Annotated in this window: 21 protein-coding genes; 15 read left to right on the top strand and 6 right to left on the bottom strand. The window is 60.8% G+C overall.

From position 1 onward, the window contains the following. Positions 1-108 precede the first annotated feature (108 nt). Complete coding sequence (gene nosP / locus J2Y56_RS24020) at positions 109-1,272, top strand: nitric oxide-sensing protein NosP (RefSeq protein WP_310336198.1); 1,164 nt, start codon at positions 109-111, stop codon at positions 1,270-1,272. Further along, positions 1,202-3,835: a hybrid sensor histidine kinase/response regulator NahK/ErcS' gene (nahK, locus tag J2Y56_RS24025; protein WP_405046883.1), complete on the top strand. Its 2,634-nt coding sequence runs from the start codon at positions 1,202-1,204 to the stop codon at positions 3,833-3,835. The genes nosP and nahK overlap by 71 nt, the downstream gene beginning before the upstream one ends. Before the next feature lie 141 nt (positions 3,836-3,976). Here nahK and J2Y56_RS24030 read toward each other — a convergent pair whose 3' ends face one another. The 6 genes from J2Y56_RS24030 to J2Y56_RS24055 all read right to left on the bottom strand — a co-directional run bounded on the left by J2Y56_RS24030 (position 3,977) and on the right by J2Y56_RS24055 (position 9,107). Then, positions 3,977-4,642: a response regulator transcription factor gene (locus tag J2Y56_RS24030; RefSeq protein WP_007948476.1), complete on the bottom strand. Its 666-nt coding sequence runs from the start codon at positions 4,640-4,642 to the stop codon at positions 3,977-3,979. Positions 4,643-4,698: 56 nt separating this feature from the next. After that, entirely contained in the window at positions 4,699-5,256 is a 558-nt protein-coding gene (locus J2Y56_RS24035) for a PQQ-dependent catabolism-associated CXXCW motif protein (protein ID WP_310353082.1), read from the bottom strand. Between the two features lie 135 nt (positions 5,257-5,391). Then, positions 5,392-6,183 (bottom strand): ABC transporter permease, encoded by a 792-nt coding sequence (locus J2Y56_RS24040; protein ID WP_310353085.1) that lies wholly within the window; start codon positions 6,181-6,183, stop codon positions 5,392-5,394. Further along, positions 6,180-6,911, bottom strand: coding sequence for an ATP-binding cassette domain-containing protein (locus tag J2Y56_RS24045; protein WP_310353087.1), 732 nt, complete (start codon positions 6,909-6,911; stop codon positions 6,180-6,182). Before J2Y56_RS24045 ends, J2Y56_RS24040 begins: the two co-directional genes overlap by 4 nt. Further along, on the bottom strand, positions 6,908-7,882 hold the full coding sequence (locus J2Y56_RS24050) for a YVTN family beta-propeller repeat protein (protein ID WP_310336191.1): 975 nt from the start codon (positions 7,880-7,882) through the stop codon (positions 6,908-6,910). Before J2Y56_RS24050 ends, J2Y56_RS24045 begins: the two co-directional genes overlap by 4 nt. A gap of 40 nt (positions 7,883-7,922) precedes the next feature. Further along, positions 7,923-9,107 carry an ABC transporter substrate-binding protein gene (locus tag J2Y56_RS24055; protein ID WP_310353090.1) on the bottom strand — a complete coding sequence of 395 codons (1,185 nt, stop codon included), beginning with the start codon at positions 9,105-9,107 and terminating at the stop codon, positions 7,923-7,925. A 461-nt stretch (positions 9,108-9,568) separates the two neighbouring features. Between J2Y56_RS24055 and pedF the strand changes: the two genes are divergently transcribed. The 13 genes from pedF (at position 9,569) to J2Y56_RS24120 (ending at position 22,917) form a co-directional block, all read left to right on the top strand. Further along, positions 9,569-10,030 (top strand): cytochrome c-550 PedF, encoded by a 462-nt coding sequence (pedF, locus tag J2Y56_RS24060; protein ID WP_007948301.1) that lies wholly within the window; start codon positions 9,569-9,571, stop codon positions 10,028-10,030. 4 nt (positions 10,031-10,034) lie between these two features. Next, positions 10,035-10,910, top strand: coding sequence for an ABC transporter substrate-binding protein (locus J2Y56_RS24065; protein WP_007948300.1), 876 nt, complete (start codon positions 10,035-10,037; stop codon positions 10,908-10,910). A 9-nt stretch (positions 10,911-10,919) separates the two neighbouring features. Continuing rightward, positions 10,920-11,681 (top strand): quinoprotein dehydrogenase-associated SoxYZ-like carrier, encoded by a 762-nt coding sequence (locus J2Y56_RS24070; protein ID WP_007948299.1) that lies wholly within the window; start codon positions 10,920-10,922, stop codon positions 11,679-11,681. A 16-nt stretch (positions 11,682-11,697) separates the two neighbouring features. Further along, entirely contained in the window at positions 11,698-12,636 is a 939-nt protein-coding gene (locus tag J2Y56_RS24075) for a quinoprotein relay system zinc metallohydrolase 1 (protein WP_310353093.1), read from the top strand. 143 nt (positions 12,637-12,779) lie between these two features. Beyond that, positions 12,780-14,555, top strand: coding sequence for a PQQ-dependent methanol/ethanol family dehydrogenase (locus J2Y56_RS24080; protein ID WP_007949297.1), 1,776 nt, complete (start codon positions 12,780-12,782; stop codon positions 14,553-14,555). Between the two features lie 200 nt (positions 14,556-14,755). Beyond that, a complete protein-coding gene (locus J2Y56_RS24085) occupies positions 14,756-16,276 on the top strand; it encodes an aldehyde dehydrogenase family protein (RefSeq protein WP_310353095.1) in 1,521 nt (506 codons plus the stop codon). A gap of 257 nt (positions 16,277-16,533) precedes the next feature. Then, the gene (gene pqqA, locus J2Y56_RS24090) at positions 16,534-16,605 is read left to right on the top strand and encodes a pyrroloquinoline quinone precursor peptide PqqA (RefSeq protein WP_003253598.1); all 72 of its coding nucleotides are present in this window, start codon (positions 16,534-16,536) and stop codon (positions 16,603-16,605) included. A gap of 54 nt (positions 16,606-16,659) precedes the next feature. Continuing rightward, complete coding sequence (gene pqqB / locus J2Y56_RS24095) at positions 16,660-17,574, top strand: pyrroloquinoline quinone biosynthesis protein PqqB (protein ID WP_310353096.1); 915 nt, start codon at positions 16,660-16,662, stop codon at positions 17,572-17,574. 90 nt (positions 17,575-17,664) lie between these two features. Next, on the top strand, positions 17,665-18,417 hold the full coding sequence (pqqC, locus tag J2Y56_RS24100; RefSeq protein ID WP_310353099.1) for a pyrroloquinoline-quinone synthase PqqC: 753 nt from the start codon (positions 17,665-17,667) through the stop codon (positions 18,415-18,417). Beyond that, positions 18,414-18,686, top strand: coding sequence for a pyrroloquinoline quinone biosynthesis peptide chaperone PqqD (gene pqqD / locus J2Y56_RS24105; protein WP_310353100.1), 273 nt, complete (start codon positions 18,414-18,416; stop codon positions 18,684-18,686). The genes pqqC and pqqD overlap by 4 nt, the downstream gene beginning before the upstream one ends. Continuing rightward, positions 18,664-19,806 carry a pyrroloquinoline quinone biosynthesis protein PqqE gene (gene pqqE / locus J2Y56_RS24110; protein WP_310353102.1) on the top strand — a complete coding sequence of 381 codons (1,143 nt, stop codon included), beginning with the start codon at positions 18,664-18,666 and terminating at the stop codon, positions 19,804-19,806. The genes pqqD and pqqE overlap by 23 nt, the downstream gene beginning before the upstream one ends. A 236-nt stretch (positions 19,807-20,042) precedes the next feature. Continuing rightward, positions 20,043-21,206, top strand: coding sequence for an alcohol dehydrogenase-like regulatory protein ErcA (ercA, locus tag J2Y56_RS24115; RefSeq protein ID WP_007949305.1), 1,164 nt, complete (start codon positions 20,043-20,045; stop codon positions 21,204-21,206). Beyond that, complete coding sequence (locus J2Y56_RS24120; protein ID WP_310353104.1) at positions 21,190-22,917, top strand: NahK/ErcS family hybrid sensor histidine kinase/response regulator; 1,728 nt, start codon at positions 21,190-21,192, stop codon at positions 22,915-22,917. The genes ercA and J2Y56_RS24120 overlap by 17 nt, the downstream gene beginning before the upstream one ends.

Consider the following 22,917-nt stretch of genomic DNA (forward strand, 5'->3'; position numbering starts at 1 on the left):
CCGCTCTCATCCCATCGAAGCGTCTGACCGCTACCCAAGTAGCATTCGTTGCGCTGTGCGGGTTTCGTAAACTCCCTGCTCAACCATACGCACCTGCGGGAGGCGACGATGCAGCAGGTCCAGGGTGAAGGTGTCGTCAGCGCAATGTCCCAGGCCACCGATGCCCGACAAGTGGCGCAGGAGCTGGCGCGTCAATTGTTGCACCCGCATCTGGGCTTCGTGCTGTTTTTCTGTTCCGCCGAATATGACTTGCAGGCGCTGGGCGAGGCCTTGCAACACAGTTTCGGGGGTATTCGTCTGGTGGGCTGCACCAGTGCCGGGGAAATCACCCCGCTGGGCTATGGACGCAATTGCGTGACGGCGGTGGGTTTCGATCACCGGCATTTTTCCATTGCGATCGAGTTGATCGACGAAATGGAACACTTCAGCCTGATCGATGCGCAGCAAATGGTTGAGCGCCTGGTCAGCGGCTGTCGCAGCAACACCCTGGCACCGATCAAGGGCAACAGTTTTGCCCTGACCCTGCTCGATGGTTTGTCCAGCCGCGAAGAAATGGTCCTCGCCGCTTTGAGTGCCGCACTGGGCGACATTCCCCATTTTGGCGGTTCGGCCGGTGACGACAACTACCTGACCCATACCCATGTGTACTTCGATGGCGCCTTTCACAGCGGCGCGGCGGTGGTCGTGCTGGTCAATACCTGGCTGGATTTCGAAGTGTTCACCACCCACCACATGCTGCCCCGGGCCGAAAAGCTGGTGGTCACCGGGGCCGACAGCGCGTCGCGCCGTGTCTATGAACTCAACGCGGAACCCGCCGCCGCCGAATACGCCCGGCACATCGGTGTGCCGGTGAGTGCGCTGGATCACCGAATCTTCGCCGCGCACCCGTTGGCCGTGAAAATCAACGAGCAGTATTACGTGCGCGCGATTCAGCAGGTGCATGCGGACTTGAGTCTGAGTTTTTACTGCGCCGTGGAGAATGGCATCGTGCTCACCGCCATGACCCCAGGGCCCATGCTGCCGAACCTGAAAAGCTTGTTCGAGGGGCTGGAGGAGCGCTTGGGTGATCTGATGCTGACCATCGGTTGCGACTGTTTTCTCAGGCGACTGGAACTGGAAGACGACGGTCGTCTCGATGACATCGGGACGTTTTTGCGCGAGCAACGGGTGATGGGTTTCAACACCTATGGAGAACAGTTCAATGGCATGCACATCAACCAGACCTTCACCGGCGTTGCCATTGCCCGCGGCCGTGCCCCAGGACATCGCTGAGCTGCAGGCCGAACTGGCCGGCCTGCGCCACGACAACCATAAACTGCAGCGGATCAACGCGGCGCTGATCGAGCGTATCGAGTCCGGCATCACCCGGGGCAATGATCCGTACGCGGCGTTCCAGCATTCAGTGGTGCTGGCCGAGCAGGTCCGCGAGCGCACCGATGCCTTGAACCAGGCCATGGCCGAACTCAAGGCCGGCAACCATTTGCTCAGCGAGGCACGCCTGCGTGCCGAAACGGCGCATCGACATCTGATCGATGCCATCGAGAGCATTTCCGATGCCTTTGTCTTGTTCGACGCCGAGCAGCGCATCGTCTTGTTCAATAGTCGCTTCAAGGCGTTCTGGCGCAATAGCCGGGTGCGGATCAACGCGGGCATGCGCCTGACCGAGGTCAAGCGCCTGATGATGAGCAACGGGCTGTTCACCGAAGAACCGCGGGGGCACGCCGACGAGAGCTTGCTGTACCGCTTGCAGAACGGGCGTTGGCTGCAAGTCAGCGAGCGACCGACTCAGGAAGGCGGACGGGTGATCCTGTTCACCGACATTACCGACGTCAAACTCAGTGAAACCGTACGCCGCGAACAGGCCGTGGCGCAGAAATCACATCTGTTGCAGCGGGCGGTCGATAACCTGTCCCAGGGTGTGGCGATGGTCAACGCCGAGGGTATTCTGGAATTGTGGAACCGGCGCTTCCTCGAATTGAGCGGGCTGGCGCCGGTCGCTGCCCATCGACCCTTTGCTGAAGTGATCGCCGACACCGAGCTGAATTTGCTGACCCCGGTCAGTCGCGATGGCAATGGACGGCCGGTACAGGAATGCGAACAACGCCTCTATGACGGCCGGGTCCTGGAAATCCGTACGCATCCACTGCCGACCGGCGGTTTCGTCAACACCTTCACCGACATCACCGAGCGATACCAGCACGCCGAGACGCTGAGTGAAAGCGAGCGCTGGATTCGCCTGATCACCGACCATGTGCCGGCGCTGATCGCCTACCTCAACGCCGATCTGGTGTATGAGTTCACCAACAAGGTCTACGAAGAGTGGTACTGCTGGCCACGGGGCGTGATGCTCGGCCAAAGCCTGCGGCAAGTGCACAGCGAACAGCATTACCAGCGTTTGGAGAGTTACGTGGCGAGGGCGCTGGCCGGCGAGAGCGTCACGTTCGAGTTCGCCGAAACCAACGTCAATAATCAGGAGCGCTACATGCTGCGTTCCTACGTGCCCAATCGCCTGGCCTCGGGGGAGGTGGTGGGGATTTTCGTGTTGATCCGCGACATCACCGAGCGCCGTCGCACCGCTGAGGCACTGCACCAGGCGTATCAGAATCTTGAGTTGCGGGTGCGCGAACGCACGGCGGAACTGACGACCCTCAATGGCCAGTTGTTGCGTGAAATCGAAGAGCGTCGCGAAGTGGAATCACGTTTGCGTGAGGCCAAGCTTGAAGCTGAGCAAGCCAACTTGTCCAAGACCAAGTTTCTCGCCGCCGTTAGCCACGATTTGCTGCAACCGCTGAACGCCGCACGCTTGTTTACCAGTGCATTGCTGGAGCGACGCGAACCGAATTCCAACGAAATTCTGGTGCGCAATGTCAGTAACTCCCTGGAAGATGTCGAGAACTTGCTGGGCACTCTGGTGGACATTTCCAAGCTCGATGCCGGGGTCATCAAAGCCGATATTGCGCCGTTCGCCCTCAGCGAACTGCTGGAAAACCTCGCGGCTGAATACACCGAAGTGGCGCGCAGTGAGGGCCTTGAACTGCATTTCATCGCCTGTTCGGCGCTGGTGCGCAGTGACATCCAGTTGTTGGCGCGCATCCTGCGCAACCTGCTGAGCAATGCGATTCGCTACACCTACAGCGGCCGGGTGGTACTCGGATGCCGGCGTCTTCATCAGCGCTTGTTGATCCAGGTCTGGGACACCGGCATGGGCATCGCCGAAAATCGTCTGGAAGAGATTTTCCAGGAGTTCAAACGCGGTGACGTGCAGCGTCCGGATCAAGATCGCGGCCTGGGGCTGGGCCTGGCCATTGTCGAGAAAATCGCCGGGATCCTCGGGCATCGCATTCATGTGCGCTCGTGGCCAGGCAAGGGTTCGATGTTCTCGGTCGAAGTACCCTTGAGCGCGACCGCACCGACGCCGGTGCCGACGTTGCAGATGAGTGAGCCGATGCTTGAGCGCCTGCGCGGGGCACGGGTCTGGGTGCTGGACAACGACGCGACCATTTGCGCCGGCATGCGCACCTTGCTCGAAGGGTGGGGCTGTCGGGTGGTGACGGCACTGTCGGAAGAGGACCTGGCGCGAAAAGTGGAGAACTACCGCGCCGAGGCGGACCTGTTGATCGCTGATTATCATCTGGACAACGATCAGAATGGCGTGGACGCCGTGGCCCGGATCAATGCCTGTCGTGCGTCACCCATCCCGGCCCTGATGATCACCGCCAACTACAGCAACGAACTCAAACAGCAGATCCGCGAGCTGGGCCACACCCTGATGCACAAACCGGTGCGGCCGATGAAACTCAAGACGGCGATGAGTCATTTGCTCGGCAGGCCTTGAGATCCTCTGCGTTAGTACCACCGTCATCGCGAGCAGGCTCGCTCCCACATTGGTTCTTGGATGTTCACAAATTCTGTGTTCACGGGAGATTAAATGTGGGAGCGAGCCTGCTCGCGAATGGGGCGACGCGGTCTCCCAGACTCAACGCCGCAAGTAAGACCCGAAATCAATATCCCCGGCACTCAAGATTGCCTGTACCCGATTGTGCACATTGAGTTTGCGCAGGATTGCCGAGACGTGGGCCTTGACGGTGGTTTCGGCGATTTCCAGGGTGTAGGCGATCTGTTTGTTCGATTCGCCCTTGGTCATGCGTTCAAGTACCTGCAATTGCTTGCGGGTCAGGGCCTGGAGCAATTCGGGAGGGAAGCTCGGCGTGTCGTTCATCCTGCGCGGGGTGTTGGTTCGGGTGGTGCGGATGATGTCTGGCGGCAAGTACACGTTGCCGTTAAGAATTTGCTGGATGGCCTCGGTCATTTGCGTGCGCGGTGACGACTTTGTGATGAAACCCACCGCACCGTAGGTAATGGCTTGCAGGACGATTTGTTTGTCCTGCTCGGCAGAGACAATCACCACGGGAATGGTCGGGGCCTCGTTGCGCAGATTGATCAGACCATTAAGCCCGTGCATGCCGGGCATGTTCAGGTCGAGCAGGATCAGGTCCAGGTCGTCGTGTTCCTGAGTGAGCGCCAGGGCACTGTCCAGATCGGCGGTTTCCATGACTTCGCTATTGGGGAAACCATCGCTGATGACGTTATGAATCGCTTCGCGAAACAGCGGGTGATCGTCGGCAATCAGAATTTTGTACATAGCCTTTCACCTCATTATTTTGATTAGGGTGTGGCAACAACACGCCAGCGTAAAGATCAGGGGAAAGGTTCGGGCCGGGCGGGCGTCACGGGCAGGTTGGCGGCTTGCCAGGCATCGAGGCCGTCGCGATACCAATACAACGTCTTATAGCCCATGGCGGACGCCCGTTTTACCGCGTTCCAGCTCAACCAGCAGTCGGCGCGGCAATAGAAGACCAGCGGTCGTGCCGGATCCCCGGCGGTCAATGCCTTGAGGTTACGCGCAAAGTAACCCTGCCAGTCGGGCGTCAGGTCGCCGTCGCCAGTATTGGCCAGCCAGTGGCTGCCGGGCAGGTTTTCATGGGGCTGGTCTTCGATGAACTGCCCTTGCAGCCATTGGCGGCGGTAGACATCGATCAGTACCGGCGACGGGGTTTGATTGAGCAGGGTTTGCAGGGCTCGGGTGTCAAGGATGGTCGCGCCTTGCAGGGTTTCCGGCGTCGGGCTGCGATACAGCCCGATGCGATAGCCTTCGGCGGAAAACAGCGGTGTTTCGGCGTGCGCGCTGCCCAGCAACAGGCTCAGAGACAGCGCAGCGAGAGTAGGGCGCAACAGACAGCGTCGGGCACGCGGCATGGGTTCGATCCTTATAGTTATGGACCTATTACATGCCAGGCGGGGGACTTTGGGAATGCGACGATAGACAGGGAAACCAGTACTAAAGTAGTAATTTCCCCCCGGTTGATGAAGATCAAATGTGGGAGCGGGTTGTTAGCTGGATTTTCGCAGGGCTGCGTGCTGTGGGTTGAAGGTGAGCACGGCAAGCAGCGCGAACACCACGGTCAGCCCCACACAAACCGCCAGCGCCAGCGGATTGAAGCGCTCATACAGGGCAAACCGCACCAGCTCCACCGCATGGGTAAACGGGTTCACCGCGCACAGCCAGTACAACCATTCACTGGCCTCACGCATCTTCCACAACGGATACAGTGCCGAGGACAGGAAAAACAGCGGAAAGATCACGAAATTCATGACCCCGGCAAAGTTCTCCAGCTGGCGGATGGCGTTGGACAGCAACAGGCCCAAGGCACTGAGCATCAACGCCACCACCAGTAATGTCGGCAGGGCAATCAACAACCCCATGGCCGGCGGCTGCACGCCATACATCCAGGCAATGGCCAAAAAGGCATACACCTGCAACAGGGAAATCAGCGACGTGGCCAGCAGCTTGCTGCATAGCAGAAAGGTCCGGGGCAGGGGGCTGGTCAGCAGCACGCGCATGCTGCCCATCTCGCGGTCGTACACCATCGACAGTGAACCTTGCATGCCGTTGAACAGCAGGATCATGCAAGCCAGGCCGGGGACGATATAGACCTCGTACGGAATGTAGGTGTCGTAGGGTTCGATAATCGCGATGCCCAATGCCGCCCGAAAACCGGCCGCGAACACCAGCAGCCATAACAGCGGCCGCACCAGCGCACTGAGAAACCGCGTGCGCTGTAACACAAAACGCAGCCATTCGCGCAGCACGATACCGCTGAAACATTGCCAGTACGCATTCATCGCGCCGCTCCTGAAGTGGTCAGGCAAGCGAAAGCCGAGCCGAGGTCGCCGCCATGTTCCAGGCTCAGCGCATCGGCCTGTCCGCTGGCCACCAACCGGCCTTGATGGAGGATCAACAAGTCGTCGCTGGCCTGCACTTCGTCCAGTAAATGGGTGGTCCAGAGCACGCTGATGGCGTGTTCGCGGCACAGGTTGCGCAGGTGCTGATTGAGTGCCAGGCGACTGGCGGGATCGAGTCCGGCGCTGGCTTCGTCGAGTAGCAACAGGCGCGGTTCATGCAGCAGGGCGCGGGCGATTTCCACCCGGCGGCGGTGGCCGCCATTGAGTTCGCGTACCCGTTCGCGTCGGCGTTCGGTCAGGGTCTGGCGGGCCAGCTCGGCGTCAACCCGGATACCGGTCTGGCGCCGGGACAGACCATGCAACGCGGCGTGATACCGCAGGTTCTGCTCGACGCTGAGGTCCAGGTCCAGGGTGCTTTGCTGGAACACTACGCCCAACTGCTTTAGCGCCGGGCGCGGGGCATCGCGTAATGAATAGCCGCCGACCTTGATGTCTCCGTGCTGCACATCATAAAGCCGGGTCAGCAGGGCAATCAGGGTTGATTTGCCGGCGCCATTGGGCCCCAGCAGTGCGGCGAAACGTCCGGCGGCCAAGTTGAAATTCACGTGGCGCAACGCTTCCCGGGCACCGTAGGCAAAACTCAGGTCGCTGACTTCCAGTGCATTCATGGCGTCACCACCACGCCCCAAGGGTAGCGTCCGACTTTCACCGATTTGCTGACCTTGAGGCTGTCGACATCAATCACCGACACGTCACCGCTGACGCCGTTGGTGGCGAGCAGTTGCTTTTGATCGGGCGTGAACGCCAACTGCCAGACACGCCGCCCGACCAGCAGATAGTCGAGAGTCTCAAACGTCTTGGCATCGATCACCGCCACGTGATTGGCCGGGCCCAGTGCGACGAATGCGTACTTGCCGTCGGCGCTGAGCTTGATGCCCACGGGCTGGACCTTGTCCGGGTGGATGCCTTTGATCTGGAAGTTAAGGGTCTTGAGGATCTTGCGGCTGGCGACGTCGAGAATCGTCACCGTGCCGCCGATTTCCGCCGACGCCCAGAGTTGTGAACCGTCCTGATTGAATTCGACAAAGCGCGGTCGCTGATCCACCAGCGTGCTGTCGGCCAGGGTCTGGGTGCTGGTGTCGATCCAGTGCAGCATGTTGGTGGTTTCGCTGGTGTTCACCGCCCACTTGCCGTCGGGGCTGACGGCCATGCCTTCGGGTTCGACGCCGACGTTGACCTGCCCGAGCACCTGGGAGGTTTCGGTGTCGATCACCGTGACCAGCGCATCGTCTTCGTTGGAAACGTACAACCAGCGGTTATTGGGGTGCAGGGCGAATTGCTCGGGGTCTTTGCCCGAAGGCAGCTCCTTGATGATCTTGCGCGTGGCCACGTCCATCACCTGGACCCGGTCCGAATCGCTGGCGCAGATGTACAGCAGCTTGTTGTCGTGGGACAGCAACAGGCCACGCGGGCGCTGGCCGACAGGCAAGGTGTCGGTGACTTGCAGGGTCTGCATGTCGATCAGGCTCAGGCTGTTGTCCTTTTCGTTGGAGACCCACGCGGTGCTGGCCGCGGCATGCCCGGCAGCGAGCAGCAGGGCCCAAGAAAGCAGGGAGCGGCAAAGCAGGGTGCGGCGCATGGCGGATTCCTTTTTGTTGTAGTTCTTGTGGAAAGTTGGATCAGGGAAAGCGGCAGCCGACCTCGGGTTTGTCGTAACCCAGGCTGTCCATTTCGTTGAAGGGGTGCAGAAAGCCGTCCTGCGGCGAGGTACTGACCAGGGCGCGGGGCTGGACGATGGGAATGGGTTGGCGCAACTGGCCGTTCCACGGGCGATAACTGAGCTTGCGCCCCTTGAAACCGTCCAGCGGCAGTTGATCGCTGAGTTCCAGCTGACGGATCGCCATCGGCTCGGTCTGGTGCAGTTTGCTCACGGCGCTGGCGATGCTGCGTACGGCCATCCAGGCGGCGAAGTCGCGGTCGTTCATCCAGCGCCCGGCCAGGGCTTCAAAACGCTTTTGCAACTGCGCGGCGCCGTAGGTTTCCACGGTCTTGTGCCAACCCACCGGGGTCAGCCCTTGCGTGCCGGCGACCGGGCGCGGGTACCAGGTCTGGTAGGGCACGTATTCACCGAAATCGCCGCGCTCATCGGCCACCAGCACCACGTCATATTCGGCGGTCTGGGTGAACAGCGGCATGTCGGCCTGGGCACTGCGACGTTGATCGTTATCAAAACTCCAGGCCTTCTCCGCCACCAGTTGCAGCCCGAAGCGCTTGGCCGCGCGGCGCAGGGCGGTGGCGTAGGCTTGATCGTCGGCAGTCGGGCCGACGATCAGCAGCGCCCGTTGCCATTTGCGGACCACCAGATATTGCGCCAGTGCATCGGTGAGCATCGCCCGACTCGGCAAGCTGTGCAGCACGTTCGGCAGGCAGTCGGTGGTGCGCAAGCGGTCGTCGGGGCTGCCGGCGTTGAACAGCAGGCTGTCGGGCAGGGCGGCACTGAGTTGGCGCAAGTTGTCGGCCGGGGCGTTCACCACAAACAGACGCAGCCCCTGTGCGTGCTGGGCTTTGGCCGCTTCGAGCAAGGCTTCGGGGCTGTCGACGCTGGCACTGTCCAGGGTGTAACTGTGGTTGAGAAAACGTCCGGTGCTGTTGCTGTCGGTGATCGCCAATTCGGCGCCACGCAACCCGGCATCGGTCGGCTCGGGAATGACATTGGACAGTAACGGTCCCGGATCGGGGCGATAGCCCAGGTAGCCGACCCGCACCTGAAGCGGCGCGTCTGCGGCCTGGCTTTGGGTGGCCAGGCCGGCAGCGCAGGCAATCGCCAGCAGGTACAGCAAGGCGTAAGGGGCTAGCAGGCGCATAGGACGCTCCATTACAGGTAGCGCCAGCATAGGAAGCCTGTGAAGCAGAAGAAATATGCAGAAAGTACCGGAGAGCCAGTACCAAGGTAGTAACCCGGGCGAATCGACGCGGTTTTAGCTTGGGTTTGAATGGCTCTCGCCCTGATGCCGATCAGTTAAGCCATAACACTATCCGTAGCAGCTGGCGAAGCCTGCGTTCGGCTGCGCAGCAGTCGTAAAACCTGAAACTGCGGTCTTCCTGAACCACCGCATCGCCTGATTTCACGACTGCTGCGCAGCCGAACGCAGGCTTCGCCAGCTGCTACGGATCGCGTTACGCCTGTCGGCTGCCTCCATCGCCTTACTACCAAGGGACTAGAAGGCGACCACCAAAGCAGCATGGGGTGATTGCAATGCCGTTTCTAAGATGGGTGCCATAGCCTCTGCCAAGAGGTTTTGCGTGCAATCCTGAGGGCATAACAATGACAACAATACGCAACGCTTTGCTCATGACCGGGCTGCTGGCCGGCTTTATCAGTGCAGGTTCCGTGTGGGCTCACGGCAACGTGGTACCTCAAGCCGTGGAAACCCAGGGTCTGACCCCGATCAAGGACGCCGGTGTTCCGGTCGATGCGGATGGCTGGGCGGCGGCCAACCCCTACCGCGCCTCCCCGGAGCGAGATAAGGCGCTGGAAATCGGTTCGTCGGCCTACAACCAGAACTGTGCGGCCTGTCATGGCCTGGAGGCCAAGTCCGGTGGGATTGCCCCCGACTTGCGCATGCTTGATGTCGGAGAGTCAGGAGACGAGTGGTTTGTCGAGCGCGTGCGTCATGGCGCGGTGCGTGACGGTCGGGTCTACATGCCCAAAATGGCCGACTATTTGAGCCAGGAAGCCTTGTGGGCGGTGCGCACTTACCTCGACAGCGTTCACGTCGAGGAGTGATCCCATGCGTCTGATCGCGGTGCTGATCAGTGCACTGTGGCTGTGCTGCCAGACAGTGCAGGCGCAGGTTCGCACCTATGACGAAATGATCGCCGCCGGGGAGCTGAAAGTGGCGGTCTACAAGGACTTCCCCCCCTACAGTTTTGAACAGGCCGGCCAGCCCCGAGGTGTTGATGTCGAGCTCGCCGAGGCCCTGGCCAAGGCGCTCGGTGTACGCCTGACGCTGATCTGGGCGCCTGCCGGGGAAAAACTCGATGACGATTTGCGGGATTACATTTGGCGCGCCAGTGCCTTGCACAACCAGCAACTGGCCGACCTGATGATGCGTGTGCCCTATGACCGCGACTTCGCCCAAAAGCGCAACGAATTCGGCGAAATGGAAAACGGTCATGTGGTGATGTTCGGCCCCTATCAGACCGAACAATGGCAGGTGGCATACGATCAACGTCGGCTGGAAAAAGTCGGCAGCGTGGCCGTGTTCGAGCATCACCCGATTGGCGTCGAGGTCGACAGCGTGCCGTCGTTTTACCTGACTTCGGTGTTCAACGGCATGCTCGCCGGCAAGACCCACCACTATCCGGGCGTGCCACAGGCATTTGCCGCGATGAAGGCCGGTGAGGTCGACGCCGTCATGGCCATGCGGGGCGAAATTGACTGGCAGGTGCATGAAGCGGCCGACCCGCAGGTGGCACTGGCGCAAAACGCCTACCCGAGCATGGGCAAGCAGCTCTGGGAAATCGGCATGGCCGTGCACGAGAGCAATCGGCAGCTGGCCTATGCCGTGGAAGAGGCATTGGAAGGCCTGATCCGCGAGGGTGCGGTGAAGACGATCTACAGCCATTACGGCCTGCGCTATGACGTGCCGCAGATGTATCAATAGGAGCGGGTGATGAGCTGGCGAATGACGTGTCTGTTGGCCTGTTGGTTACCCTTGGCTGCGCACGCTACGAGCATCGATCCGGGTAAAGACCCGGTGCCCTCGGTGATGTGGGCGTTCTATCACAAGCAAATGCTCGGCGATGCACCCTTTGTCTTTGATGATCGGGTCAAGCTGCTGGCGCCGCCGTTTGCCGAAGACGCCCGGCAAGTGCCATTGGAAATCGATGCACGAGCGTTCAAGGGCGAGGTGGTGAAAATCCTCGCCTGGGCCGAACTCAATCCGTTGCCGAGGATCGTCGACTTCCAGCCGCTGGATCGGGTATTGCCGTGGCTGTCGATCCGTATCCGGATCGAACAGGCCACCCCCTTGCGCGCGGCGGTCCTGACACGCGATGGGCTCTGGCATGTCGGTTCGACGTTGATCGACGCGGCGGGTGGCGGCTGCACCGCGCCGAGTGTCGTGCGCACCCAGCCCGGCTGGGAGGAGCACATCGGCGAAGTGTTGGGCGGTCGCTATCCGCGCAGTAAGTTCAACCGATTGCGCGTGCAAGTGGCGCACCCGATGGACAACGGCATGGTCAGCGGTATTCCGGAATTCTTCATCAACCATGCGGAACTGAAGGATCTGAACGATCAGCTGTTGGCGCGGCTGGAGCTGTTTCCCGCTGTCAGTGAAAACCCCAACCTTGCCTTTGACATTGAAGGGGCAGGGCAGACGCGCCTGTTCATTCGGGACACCAGCGGCAATGAATTTGATGCGTCGATCCCCTGACCCAAAGGAGCGTGTCATGCGTTGGATACTGCTGATTATCTTGAGCGTCAGCCTGCCGGCCATGGCCGACCTTGAGTATTCGCTCAAGCCCCGGCAGATCGCCGAAGACACCTGGCTGCTGGAAGGCAGCACGGATAATTTCACCAAGGCCAACGGCGGCGATATCGTCAACACCGCATTCATTGTCACCGAGCGCGGCGTGGTGGTGATCGACACCGGGCCGTCTAAGCGTTACGGCGAGGCCATGCGCAAGACGATTGCGGCGATCACGGATAAACCGGTGATTCAGGTATTTCTGACCCACCATCACCCGGACCATGTGCTGGGCAATCAGGCGTTTGCCGACGTGCCCATCGGCGCATTGGCGGGTACCACTGAGCTGTTGCATCAACAAGGTGATGCGATGGCCGAGAATATGTATCGAATGGTGGGCGACTGGATGCGCGGCACCGAAGTGGTGCTGCCCAATCAGGTCGTGACACCAGGCGTACACAGTTTTGGGAATCACGATTTACGCGTGCTGGGCCTGGGTGGGCATACGGCAGCGGATCTGGCTATTCTCGACCAGCGAACCGGCGTGCTGTTTGCCGGGGACCTGGTGTTTTATCAGCGGGCCCTGACCACCCCCAACAGCCCCGGGCTGGCCGTGTGGCTGGCGGACACCGCCACTCTCCAGGGCTTGGCCTGGACGCTGATCGTGCCTGGTCACGGTCCGGTGGCCAGCGACCCACAACCCTTCGAACAAATGCGCGACTACCTGACCTGGCTCGACCAGCTGCTGCAAGAGGGCGCGGCCAGCGGCAGCGACATGGCCGAGATGATCCGCAGCCCCATCCCTGAACGTTTCGCCAGGATCAATCTGAGCCGGTATGAATTGATCCGCAGCGTCAGTCATTTGTACCCGCGTTACGAGCGTGGGCAGATGACCCGGGTTGATTCCGGCGCGGCCATGTGACGCTTGAACTCATGCAAACCGCTACTAAGGGATTAGGAATCTCCATATTGCGGGTAATTGTTGTCGGGGCGGCGGCGCCCAAGAATCTGCACTACGCCGGGAAACGTTCCCGCGAATAACAAAAAACCGCAGAGGTAGCCGTCATGACCCAACCCGCACGTCGCCAGCCCTTCGTCTTGAGCCTGCTGCTCAGTGCCATGCTGTTGTCCGGCCAGGCATGGGCCGCCGTTTCCGACCAGGACATTCTCCAGGACCCGAAAAATCCGGAGCAAGTCGTCACCAACGGCCTCGGCGTCCAGGGGCAGCGCTACAGCCCGCTGGATATTCTCAACGTCGACAACGTGAAGGAGATGCGGCCCGTCTGGGCATTCTCCTTCGGCGGCGAAAAACAGCGTGGCCAGCAAGCACAGCCGATGGTCAAGGACGGCGTGATGTACATGACCGGTTCCTACTCGCGGGTGTTCGCGGTGGATGCGCGCACCGGCAAGAAACTCTGGCAATACGATGCGCGCCTGCCGGATGACATCCGTCCGTGCTGCGACGTGATCAACCGTGGCGTGGCGCTGTATGGCGACCTGGTGATCTTTGGCACCCTCGACGCCAAGCTGGTAGCCCTGAACAAAGACACCGGCAAAGTGGTGTGGAGCAAGAAGGTGGCCGACCACAAGGAAGGCTACTCCATTAGTGCCGCACCTCTGGTGATCAACGGCAAACTGATTACCGGCGTGGCCGGTGGCGAATTCGGTGTGGTGGGCAAGATCGCGGCGTACGACCCTAAAAATGGCGAGCTGTTGTGGGTCCGGCCGACCGTCGAAGGCCACATGGGCTACATCTACAAGGACGGCAAGGCCATCGAAAACGGCATCTCCGGCGGTGAAGCCGGCAAGACCTGGCCGGGTGACCTGTGGAAGACCGGTGGTGCGGCCCCTTGGCTCGGCGGTTACTACGACCCGGAAACCAATCTGCTGCTGTTCGGCACCGGCAACCCGGCACCGTGGAACTCGCATTTGCGTCCTGGCGATAACCTCTACTCGTCGTCGCGTCTGGCGCTCAACCCGGACGACGGCACCATCAAATGGCACTTCCAGAGCACGCCTCACGACGGTTGGGACTATGACGGCGTCAACGAGCTGGTGTCCTTCAACTACACCGAGGGCGGCAAGGAAATCAAAGCGGCGGCCACGGCGGACCGTAACGGTTTCTTCTATGTGCTGGACCGTACCAACGGCAAGTTCATCCGTGGTTTCCCGTTCGTGGACAAGATCACCTGGGCCACCGGTCTGGATAAAGAGGGCCGGCCAATCTACAACGAAGCCAGCCGCCCCGGCGCCCCGGGCGCTGACCCCAAAGGCAGTTCGGTCTTCGTAGCGCCTGCGTTCCTTGGCGCGAAAAACTGGATGCCGATGGCCTACAACCGCGACACCGGGCTGTTTTACGTGCCGTCCAACGAGTGGGGCATGGACATCTGGAACGAAGGCATCGCCTACAAAAAAGGCGCGGCATTCCTCGGGGCCGGTTTCACCATCAAGCCGTTGAATGAAGACTACATCGGCGTGCTGCGCGCCATTGACCCGAAAACCGGCAAGGAAGTCTGGCGCCACAAGAACTACGCGCCGCTGTGGGGCGGGGTGCTGACCACCAAGGGCAATCTGGTGTTCACCGGCACGCCGGAAGGTTTCCTCCAGGCGTTCAACGCCAAGACCGGCGAGAAAGTCTGGGAGTTCCAGACCGGTTCCGGCGTACTCGGCTCACCCGTGACCTGGGAAATGGACGGCGAACAATACGTGTCCGTCCTCTCCGGCTGGGGCGGCGCCGTACCGTTGTGGGGCGGGGAAGTGGCCAAGCGCGTGAAGGACTTCAACCAGGGCGGCATGCTCTGGACCTTCAAGCTGCCCAAAGATCTCGTTGCCAAGCACTGACCCTGAGTCCGCTGCACATCCCCTGTGGGAGCGAGCCTGCTCGCGAAAGCGGCGTCACATTCAACACATTGGTGACTGACACTCCGCCTTCGCGAGCAGGCTCGCTCCCACAAGGGGACTTGTGTGAAACCTACTACCAAATAACGTATCGATTCATCGCCTGTCGGTACGGCAGGCATCGACCCAGACAGAGGCTCACCATGATCTACGCACAACCCGGAACCCCAGGCGCCGTTGTTTCCTTCAAACCGCGCTACGGCAACTTCATCGGCGGCGAGTTTGTCGCGCCGGTCAATGGCGAATACTTCACCAACACCTCGCCGGTCACCGGTGAAGTGATTGCCGAGTTTCCACGCTCCAGCGCCGCCGACATCGAAAAGGCCCTCGACGCCGCACACGCCGCTGCGGATGCCTGGGGCAAGACCTCGGCCCAGGACCGCTCGCTGGTGCTGCTGAAAATCGCCGATCGTATCGAGCAAAACCTGGAAATCCTCGCGGTCACCGAAACCTGGGACAACGGCAAGGCCGTGCGCGAAACCCTGAACGCCGACGTGCCGTTGGCCGCCGACCATTTCCGTTATTTCGCCGGCTGCATTCGCGCCCAGGAAGGCGGCGCTGCCGAGATCAACGAGCTGACCACCGCCTATCACTTTCATGAGCCTCTGGGCGTGGTCGGGCAAATCATTCCGTGGAATTTTCCGCTGCTAATGGCCGCCTGGAAGCTCGCCCCGGCGCTGGCTGCCGGCAACTGCATCGTGCTCAAACCGGCCGAGCAGACACCGCTGTCGATCATGGTGTTCGCTGAGCTGATTGCCGATCTGCTGCCAGCGGGCGTATTGAACATCGTCCAAGGCTTCGGTCGTGAAGCCGGCGAAGCGCTGGCTACCAGCAAGCGCATCGCCAAGATCGCCTTCACCGGCTCGACCCCGGTGGGCGCGCACATCATGCATTGCGCCGCCGAGAACATCATTCCAAGCACGGTCGAGCTGGGCGGCAAGTCGCCGAACATCTTCTTCGAAGACATCATGAACGCCGAGCCTCGGTTCATCGAGAAAGCCGCCGAAGGTCTGGTGCTGGCGTTCTTCAACCAGGGCGAAGTGTGTACTTGCCCGTCGCGGGCGCTGGTGCAAGAGTCGATCTACGAGCCGTTCATGGCCGAGGTCATGAAGAAGATCGTCAAGATCAAGCGCGGCAACCCGCTGGACACCGAAACCATGGTCGGCGCCCAGGCGTCCGAGCAGCAATACGACAAGATCCTCTCGTACCTGAAAATCGCTCAGGAGGAGGGCGCTGAACTGCTCACCGGTGGCGCCGCCGAGCGTCTTGAAGGCGACTTGTCCAGCGGCTATTACATCCAGCCGACGCTGCTCAAGGGGCACAACAAGATGCGCGTGTTCCAGGAAGAAATCTTCGGCCCGGTGGTGGGTGTCACCACCTTCAAGGACGAAGCCGAAGCGTTGGCGATTGCCAACGACAGCGAGTTCGGCCTCGGTGCCGGCCTCTGGACCCGCGACATCAACCGTGCGTACCGCATGGGCCGGGCGATCAAGGCCGGGCGCGTGTGGACCAACTGCTATCACCTGTACCCGGCACACGCGGCGTTCGGTGGCTACAAGAAGTCCGGCGTTGGTCGGGAAAACCACAAGATGATGCTCGATCACTACCAGCAGACCAAAAACCTGCTGGTCAGCTACGACATCAATCCGCTGGGGTTCTTCTAACCCTTCCAGATCACTGAAAAACCTGTGGGAGCGAGCCTGCTCGCGATGACGGTTTCACATTCAACAACACTGTTGACTGATGGACCGCTATCGCGAGCAGGCTCGCTCCCACATTGGTTTTGGGTGCACTTGAAGATCGCGCAACACCCCCTACCAACGCACCCCGCCATCTCCTTCGAAAGTAGCATTCGGGCACTCGACGCCCCGTGCATTAATGGCTTTACCGGAATCGCCCGGCACAAGAAGAGGATTGACCCATGTGGACTAAACCCGCGTTTACCGATCTGCGCATTGGCTTCGAAGTGACGATGTATTTCGCCAACCGTTGATTGCTCACCCGGCCAGCTGTTGTGTTGGCCGGGCCTGCCTTTGGAGCCTTACCCATGCACATCCGCGTTCTCGGCTCCGCCGCTGGTGGCGGTTTCCCGCAGTGGAATTGCAACTGCTACCAGTGCGCCGGGATGCGCAATGCCAGCCTGCGGGCGCAACCGCGCACGCAGTCCTCGATTGCCCTGAGCGACAACGGTGTGGATTGGGTGCTGTGCAATGCGTCACCGGACATTCGCGCGCAGCTCGCCAGTTTTCCGCTGTTGCAACCGGCTCGCCAGTTGCGTGACAGTGCCATCGCCGGCGTCGTGCTGCTGGACAGCCAGATCGATCACTGCACCGGCTTGCTGAGCCTGCGTGAAGGGTGTCCGCATGCCGTCTGGTGCACCGAACGGGTTCACCAGGACCTGAGCAGTGGCTTCCCGCTGTTCAACATGCTGCGCCACTGGAACGGCGGGTTGCAGTGGCAACCGATCGGTCTGGATCGCCAGCCATTCAGCATTCCTGCCTGCCAGCACTTGCGCTGGCGTGCGATTCCCCTGGTGAGCAATGCACCGCCGTACTCGCCCAATCGCGGCAATCCGCAACCGGGTGACACCATTGGTTTGTTCGTTGAAGACCGGCGCAGCGGCGCATCACTGTTTTACGCACCGGGGCTGGGGCAAGTCGATGATGAAGTGTTGAGCTGGATGCAGCGTGCCGATTGTCTGCTGCTGGACGGCACCTTGTGGCGTGACGACGAAATGCGCGTCTGCGAAGTCGGCCAGAGCCTGGGCAGTGAAATGGGGCATCTGTCCCAAAGCGGCCCCGGCGGCATGCTTGAGGTGCTGGAAGGCTTTACCCGCCAGCGCAAGGTGCTGATCCACATCAACAACACCAACCCGATCCTCGACGAAGACTCGGCCGAACGTGCCTTGCTGGAACGGTGCGGGATCGAAGTGGCTTATGACGGCATGAGTATTGAGCTGTAGGCAATGGTTCCATCACCTCGAACCTTGTGGGAGCGAGCCTGCTCGCGATGAGAACAGCCCGGGCACCGCAGAACTCGAAGGAAAATAAAAATGACTGACAGACCCATGACCCCCACCGAATTCGAAGCCGCCCTGCGCGCCAAAGGCACCTACTACCACATCCATCACCCGTTCCACCAAGCCATGTACACCGGCCGGGCGACTCGCGAACAGATTCAGGGCTGGGTCGCCAACCGTTTCTATTACCAGGTGAACATTCCACTCAAGGATGCCGCCATCCTTGCCAACTGCCCGGACCGCGAGGTGCGTCGTGAGTGGCTGCAACGGATTCTCGACCACGACGGCGTGCCCGGCAGTGAGGGCGGCATCGAAGCCTGGCTGCGTCTGGGCGAAGCGGTGGGGCTGGATCGCGAGCAGATTCTGTCTCAGGAACTGGTGCTGCCCGGCGTGCGCTTCGCCGTGGATGCCTACGTCAATTTCGCCCGTCGCGCCTGCTGGCAAGAAGCGGCGAGCAGTTCACTGACCGAACTGTTCGCCCCTCAGATCCACCAGTCCCGGCTCGACGCCTGGCCCACCCATTACCCGTGGATCGACGTGGCCGGCTACGACTATTTTCGCAACCGCCTGAGCCAGGCCCGGCGCGACGTGGAGCACGGCTTGCGTATCACGTTGACGCACTATGTCACGCTCCCGGCGCAGCAACGCATGCTGGACATCCTGCAATTCAAACTCGACGTGCTGTGGAGCATGCTTGACGCCATGAGCATGGCCTACGAGCTGGAACGCCCGCCGTATCACACCGTCACCACCGAAAACGTCTGGCACCGGGGGATTGCCCTGTGAGCCTGATCAATCGCGAGCTATTGCCGTCGTTGCGCCAGGGTTTTCGTTTGCAATGGGAACCCCGCCAGAACTGTCATGTGCTGCTGTACCCCGAAGGCATGATCAAACTCAACGGTAGCGCCGGGCAGATCCTTTGTCTGGTGAACGGTCAGCGCAGCGTCGCGGCGATCATTGAGCAACTGGCCGCGAATTTTCCCGGGGTGCCGGGGATCGACGAGGATGTGCTGGCGTTTCTGGAGGTGGCCCATGCTCAATTCTGGATCGAATGATGCCTCTATAGGTCCACCACTGTGGCTGTTGGCGGAGCTGACCTACCGGTGCCCGCTGCAATGCCCGTATTGCTCCAACCCGCTGGACTTTGCCAGGCACGGCGAGGAGCTGAGCACTGAGGAGTGGATTCGGGTGTTTCGCGAGGCCCGGGAGATGGGTGCGGCGCAGTTGGGTTTTTCCGGTGGCGAGCCATTGGTGCGACAGGACTTGGTCGAACTGATCAAAGCCGCGCGCGACATGGGCTACTACACCAACCTGATCACCTCGGGCATCGGCCTGACCGAGCAGAAAGTCCGCGATTTCAAAGTGGCCGGGCTGGACCATATCCAGATCAGCTTTCAGGCGGCCGACGAAGCGGTCAACAACATGCTCGCTGGCTCCCGCAAGGCCTTCGCCCAGAAACTGGCCATGGCCCGTGCGGTGAAAGCCCAGGGCTACCCCATGGTGCTGAACTTCGTGACCCATCGGCACAACATCGACCAGATCGGGCAGATCATCGACCTGTGCCTGGAACTGGAAGCGGATTTTGTCGAATTGGCCACGTGTCAGTTCTACGGCTGGGCCGAACTCAATCGCGTCGGCCTGCTGCCCACCCGCGAACAACTGCAACGGGCCGAGCGCATCACCAACCAATATCGCGCGCGGCTTGAGGCCCAGGGCCATCCGTGCAAGTTGATCTTCGTCACCCCGGATTACTACGAGGAACGCCCCAAAACCTGCATGAACGGCTGGGCCAATCTGTTTCTCGACATCACCCCGGACGGCACCGCACTGCCTTGTCACAGCGCCCGACAGTTGCCGGTGCAGTTTCCCAACGTGCGCGAGCACAGTGTCGAGCACATCTGGACGGACTCGTTTGGCTTCAACCGTTTTCGCGGTGATGACTGGATGAAGGAACCGTGCCGCTCGTGCGATGAAAAGCACAAGGACCTGGGCGGCTGCCGCTGCCAGGCGTTCATGCTCACCGGCGATGCCGCCAATGCCGACCCGGTGTGCAGCAAGTCACCGCATCACGGCGTGATCCTCAAGGCCCGCGAAGAAGCCGAAACGCCGGGGCAGGGCATGGAGCACCTGACGTTGCGCAACGAAAAAGTGTCGCAGCTGATCTACCGTGGATAGTCGCCATACACCGATCCTTTGTGGGAGCGAGCCTGCTCGCGATAGCGGTGGGTCAGTCGAAATCAATTTTGAATGAGCTGGCCTCATCGCGAGCAGGCTCGCTCCCACAGTAGGTCGGCGGTGAATACACAATCCGGGTGCGCCTCCGGTAGCAGTGTTCTTTGGTCTGATTGCATTCACGGTTGGATGGTTTAGTGTGGTTTCTACCTTCCAAAACAATAAAAACAGGCTTTCCAATGAGCCAGAGTCTCAGCCAACTGCGTAAATTCGTGTCGCCTGAAATCATTTTTGGTGCCGGCTGCCGGCACAACGTCGGCAATTACGCCAAGACCTTCGGCGCCCGCAAAGTCCTGGTCGTCAGTGACCCCGGGGTGATTGCCGCCGGTTGGGTCGCCGATGTCGAGGCCAGCCTGCAAGCCTTGGGTATCGACTACTTCCTTTACAGCGATGTCTCGCCTAACCCGCGGGTCGAAGAAGTCATGCTCGGCGCCGAGCTGTACCGGGAAAACCATTGCGATGTGATCGTCGCCGTCGGCGGTGGCAGCCCGATGGATTGCGGCAAGGGCATCGGCATTGTCGTGGCTCACGGACGCAGCATTCTCGAATTCGAAGGCGTGGACACCATCCGCGTGCCCAGCCCGCCCCTGATCCTGATTCCGACCACGGCCGGTACCTCGGCGGATGTGTCGCAATTCGTGATCATTTCCAACCAGCAAGAACGCATGAAGTTCTCCATCGTCAGTAAAGCGGTGGTGCCGGACGTGTCGTTGATCGACCCGGAAACGACCCTGAGCATGGACCCGTTCCTGTCGGCCTGTACCGGCATCGACGCGTTGGTGCATGCCATCGAGGCGTTCGTCTCCACGGGGCACGGGCCGCTGACCGATCCGCACGCACTGGAAGCGATGCGGTTGATCAACGGCAACCTGGTGCAAATGATCGCCAACCCGACGGACATCGCCTTGCGCGAGAAGATCATGCTTGGCAGCATGCAGGCCGGTCTCGCCTTTTCCAACGCGATCCTCGGCGCGGTGCACGCGATGTCCCACAGTCTGGGCGGGTTTCTCGATCTGCCCCATGGCTTGTGCAACGCGGTGCTGGTGGAACACGTGGTGGCGTTCAATTACAGCTCGGCGCCGGATCGCTTCAAAGTGATCGCCGAGACATTCGGCATCGATTGCCGTGGCCTGAACCACCGACAGATTTGCGGGCGGCTGGTCGAGCATTTGATCGCCCTCAAACACGCCATCGGCTTCCATGAGACCCTCGGTTTGCATGGGGTCAGCACGGCGGACATTCCGTTCCTGTCGCAACACGCCATGCACGACCCGTGCATCCTGACCAATCCGCGTGAATCCAGTCAGCGTGATGTCGAGGTCGTCTATGGCGAAGCCCTCTGACGATCAGCAACGGGCACTGGCGGGGCTACTCGGGTTAGGCAGCCATTCGGCGCGCAAGAGTCATTACCCGGAACTGGCCGCGCGACTCGACGAACTGGAAGCCGAACGCAATCGCTACAAGTGGCTGTTCGAAAACGCGGTCCAGGGGATTTTCCAGGCCAGCCTGCAAGAAGGCATGCGGGCCGCCAACCCGGCGTTGGCGCACATGCTCGGTTATCAGGATCCGCAGGAGGTGCTGTTTTCGCTGGCTGATCTGGCGAGCAACCTGTTTGTCGGCGGGGCTGCCGAGCTGGAAAAAATCGGCGAAATCCTCAAGCATCAACGCAGCCTGCACGGTTATGAAACCCAGTTGCGACGCAAGGACGGCAGCAGCCTCGATGTGTTGATGAACCTGTTGCTCAAGCCTGATCAGGAAGGCCTGGTGGAGGGGTTTGTCGCTGACATCACCGAACGCAAGTTGGCCCAGCAACGTCTGCAACAGCTCAACGATGAACTGGAGCAGCGGGTCACCGCGCGTACCGATGAACTGCTGGAAGCCAACCGCAACCTGCAACAGCAGATCACCCAGCGTAAGCAGATTGCCGAAGCCTTGCGCGATGCTCGTGACGCCGCCGAGGCCGCCAATCGCAGCAAGGACAAGTACCTCGCCGCCGCCAGTCACGACCTGCTGCAACCGCTTAACGCTGCGCGCTTGCTGATCTCGACATTGCGTGAACGAAAACTGCCTGACGTTGAGCAGGTTTTGGTCGAACGCACTCATCAGGCACTGGAAGGAGCGGAAGACCTGCTCACTGACCTGCTGGATATTTCCCGGCTCGATCAGGCGGCGGTCAAGCCAGACGTTGCCCTCTATCGTCTCGACGAATTGCTCGGCCCGCTGGTGTCGGAGTTTCAGTCAGTCGCCGAAGCGGCGGGGTTGAACCTGCGCGTGCATGTGGGCGATTACGCCATCAGCACCGACTTGCGGCTGATGACGCGGATCCTGCGTAACTTCCTCAGCAACGCCTGTCGCTACACGGACGAGGGCAGCATCCTGCTGGCGGCAAGACGGCGTGGCGAGGTGCTGCGCCTGGAAGTATGGGACACCGGGCGCGGCATCGCGGCGGACCGGCTGGATTCGATTTTCCTGGAGTTCAACCAGCTCGACGTCGGACGTGCCGCCGACCGCAAAGGCGTGGGCCTGGGACTGGCCATCGTTGAGCGCATCGCCAAGATCCTGGGTTATCAAATTCGGGTGCAGTCCTTGCCGGGGCGAGGCTCGATGTTCAGCATCGACGTACCGATATCCCATGAGGTGCCGCTGCCTATCAGTCAAGCCGCGCCTCTGTTGAGCACCGGTAATCCCTTGCCAGGCCGACGTTTGCTGGTGCTGGACAACGAGGTGAGCATTCTCGAGAGCATGAGCGCGCTGCTGGAACAGTGGGGGTGCGAGGTGGTCACGGCCACGGATGAATCCTCCGCGCTGGCGGCCCTGCGAGGGCAAGCACCGGAACTGATTCTGGCGGACTATCACCTCGATCACGGTGTGGTGGGCTGCGATGTGGTCAGGCATTTGCGTGAGCATTACAGCCAGGTCATCCCGGCGGTGATCATCACGGCGGACCGCACTGATCAATGCCGACGCTCATTGCAGAGACTTGGCGCACCGCTGCTGAACAAGCCGGTCAAGCCCGGCAAGTTGCGCGCAGTGCTGAGTCAGATGCTCGGGTAG

This window comes from Pseudomonas sp. BE134, from assembly GCF_031456105.1.
In the GTDB taxonomy this organism is placed as follows: Bacteria; Pseudomonadota; Gammaproteobacteria; order Pseudomonadales; family Pseudomonadaceae; genus Aquipseudomonas.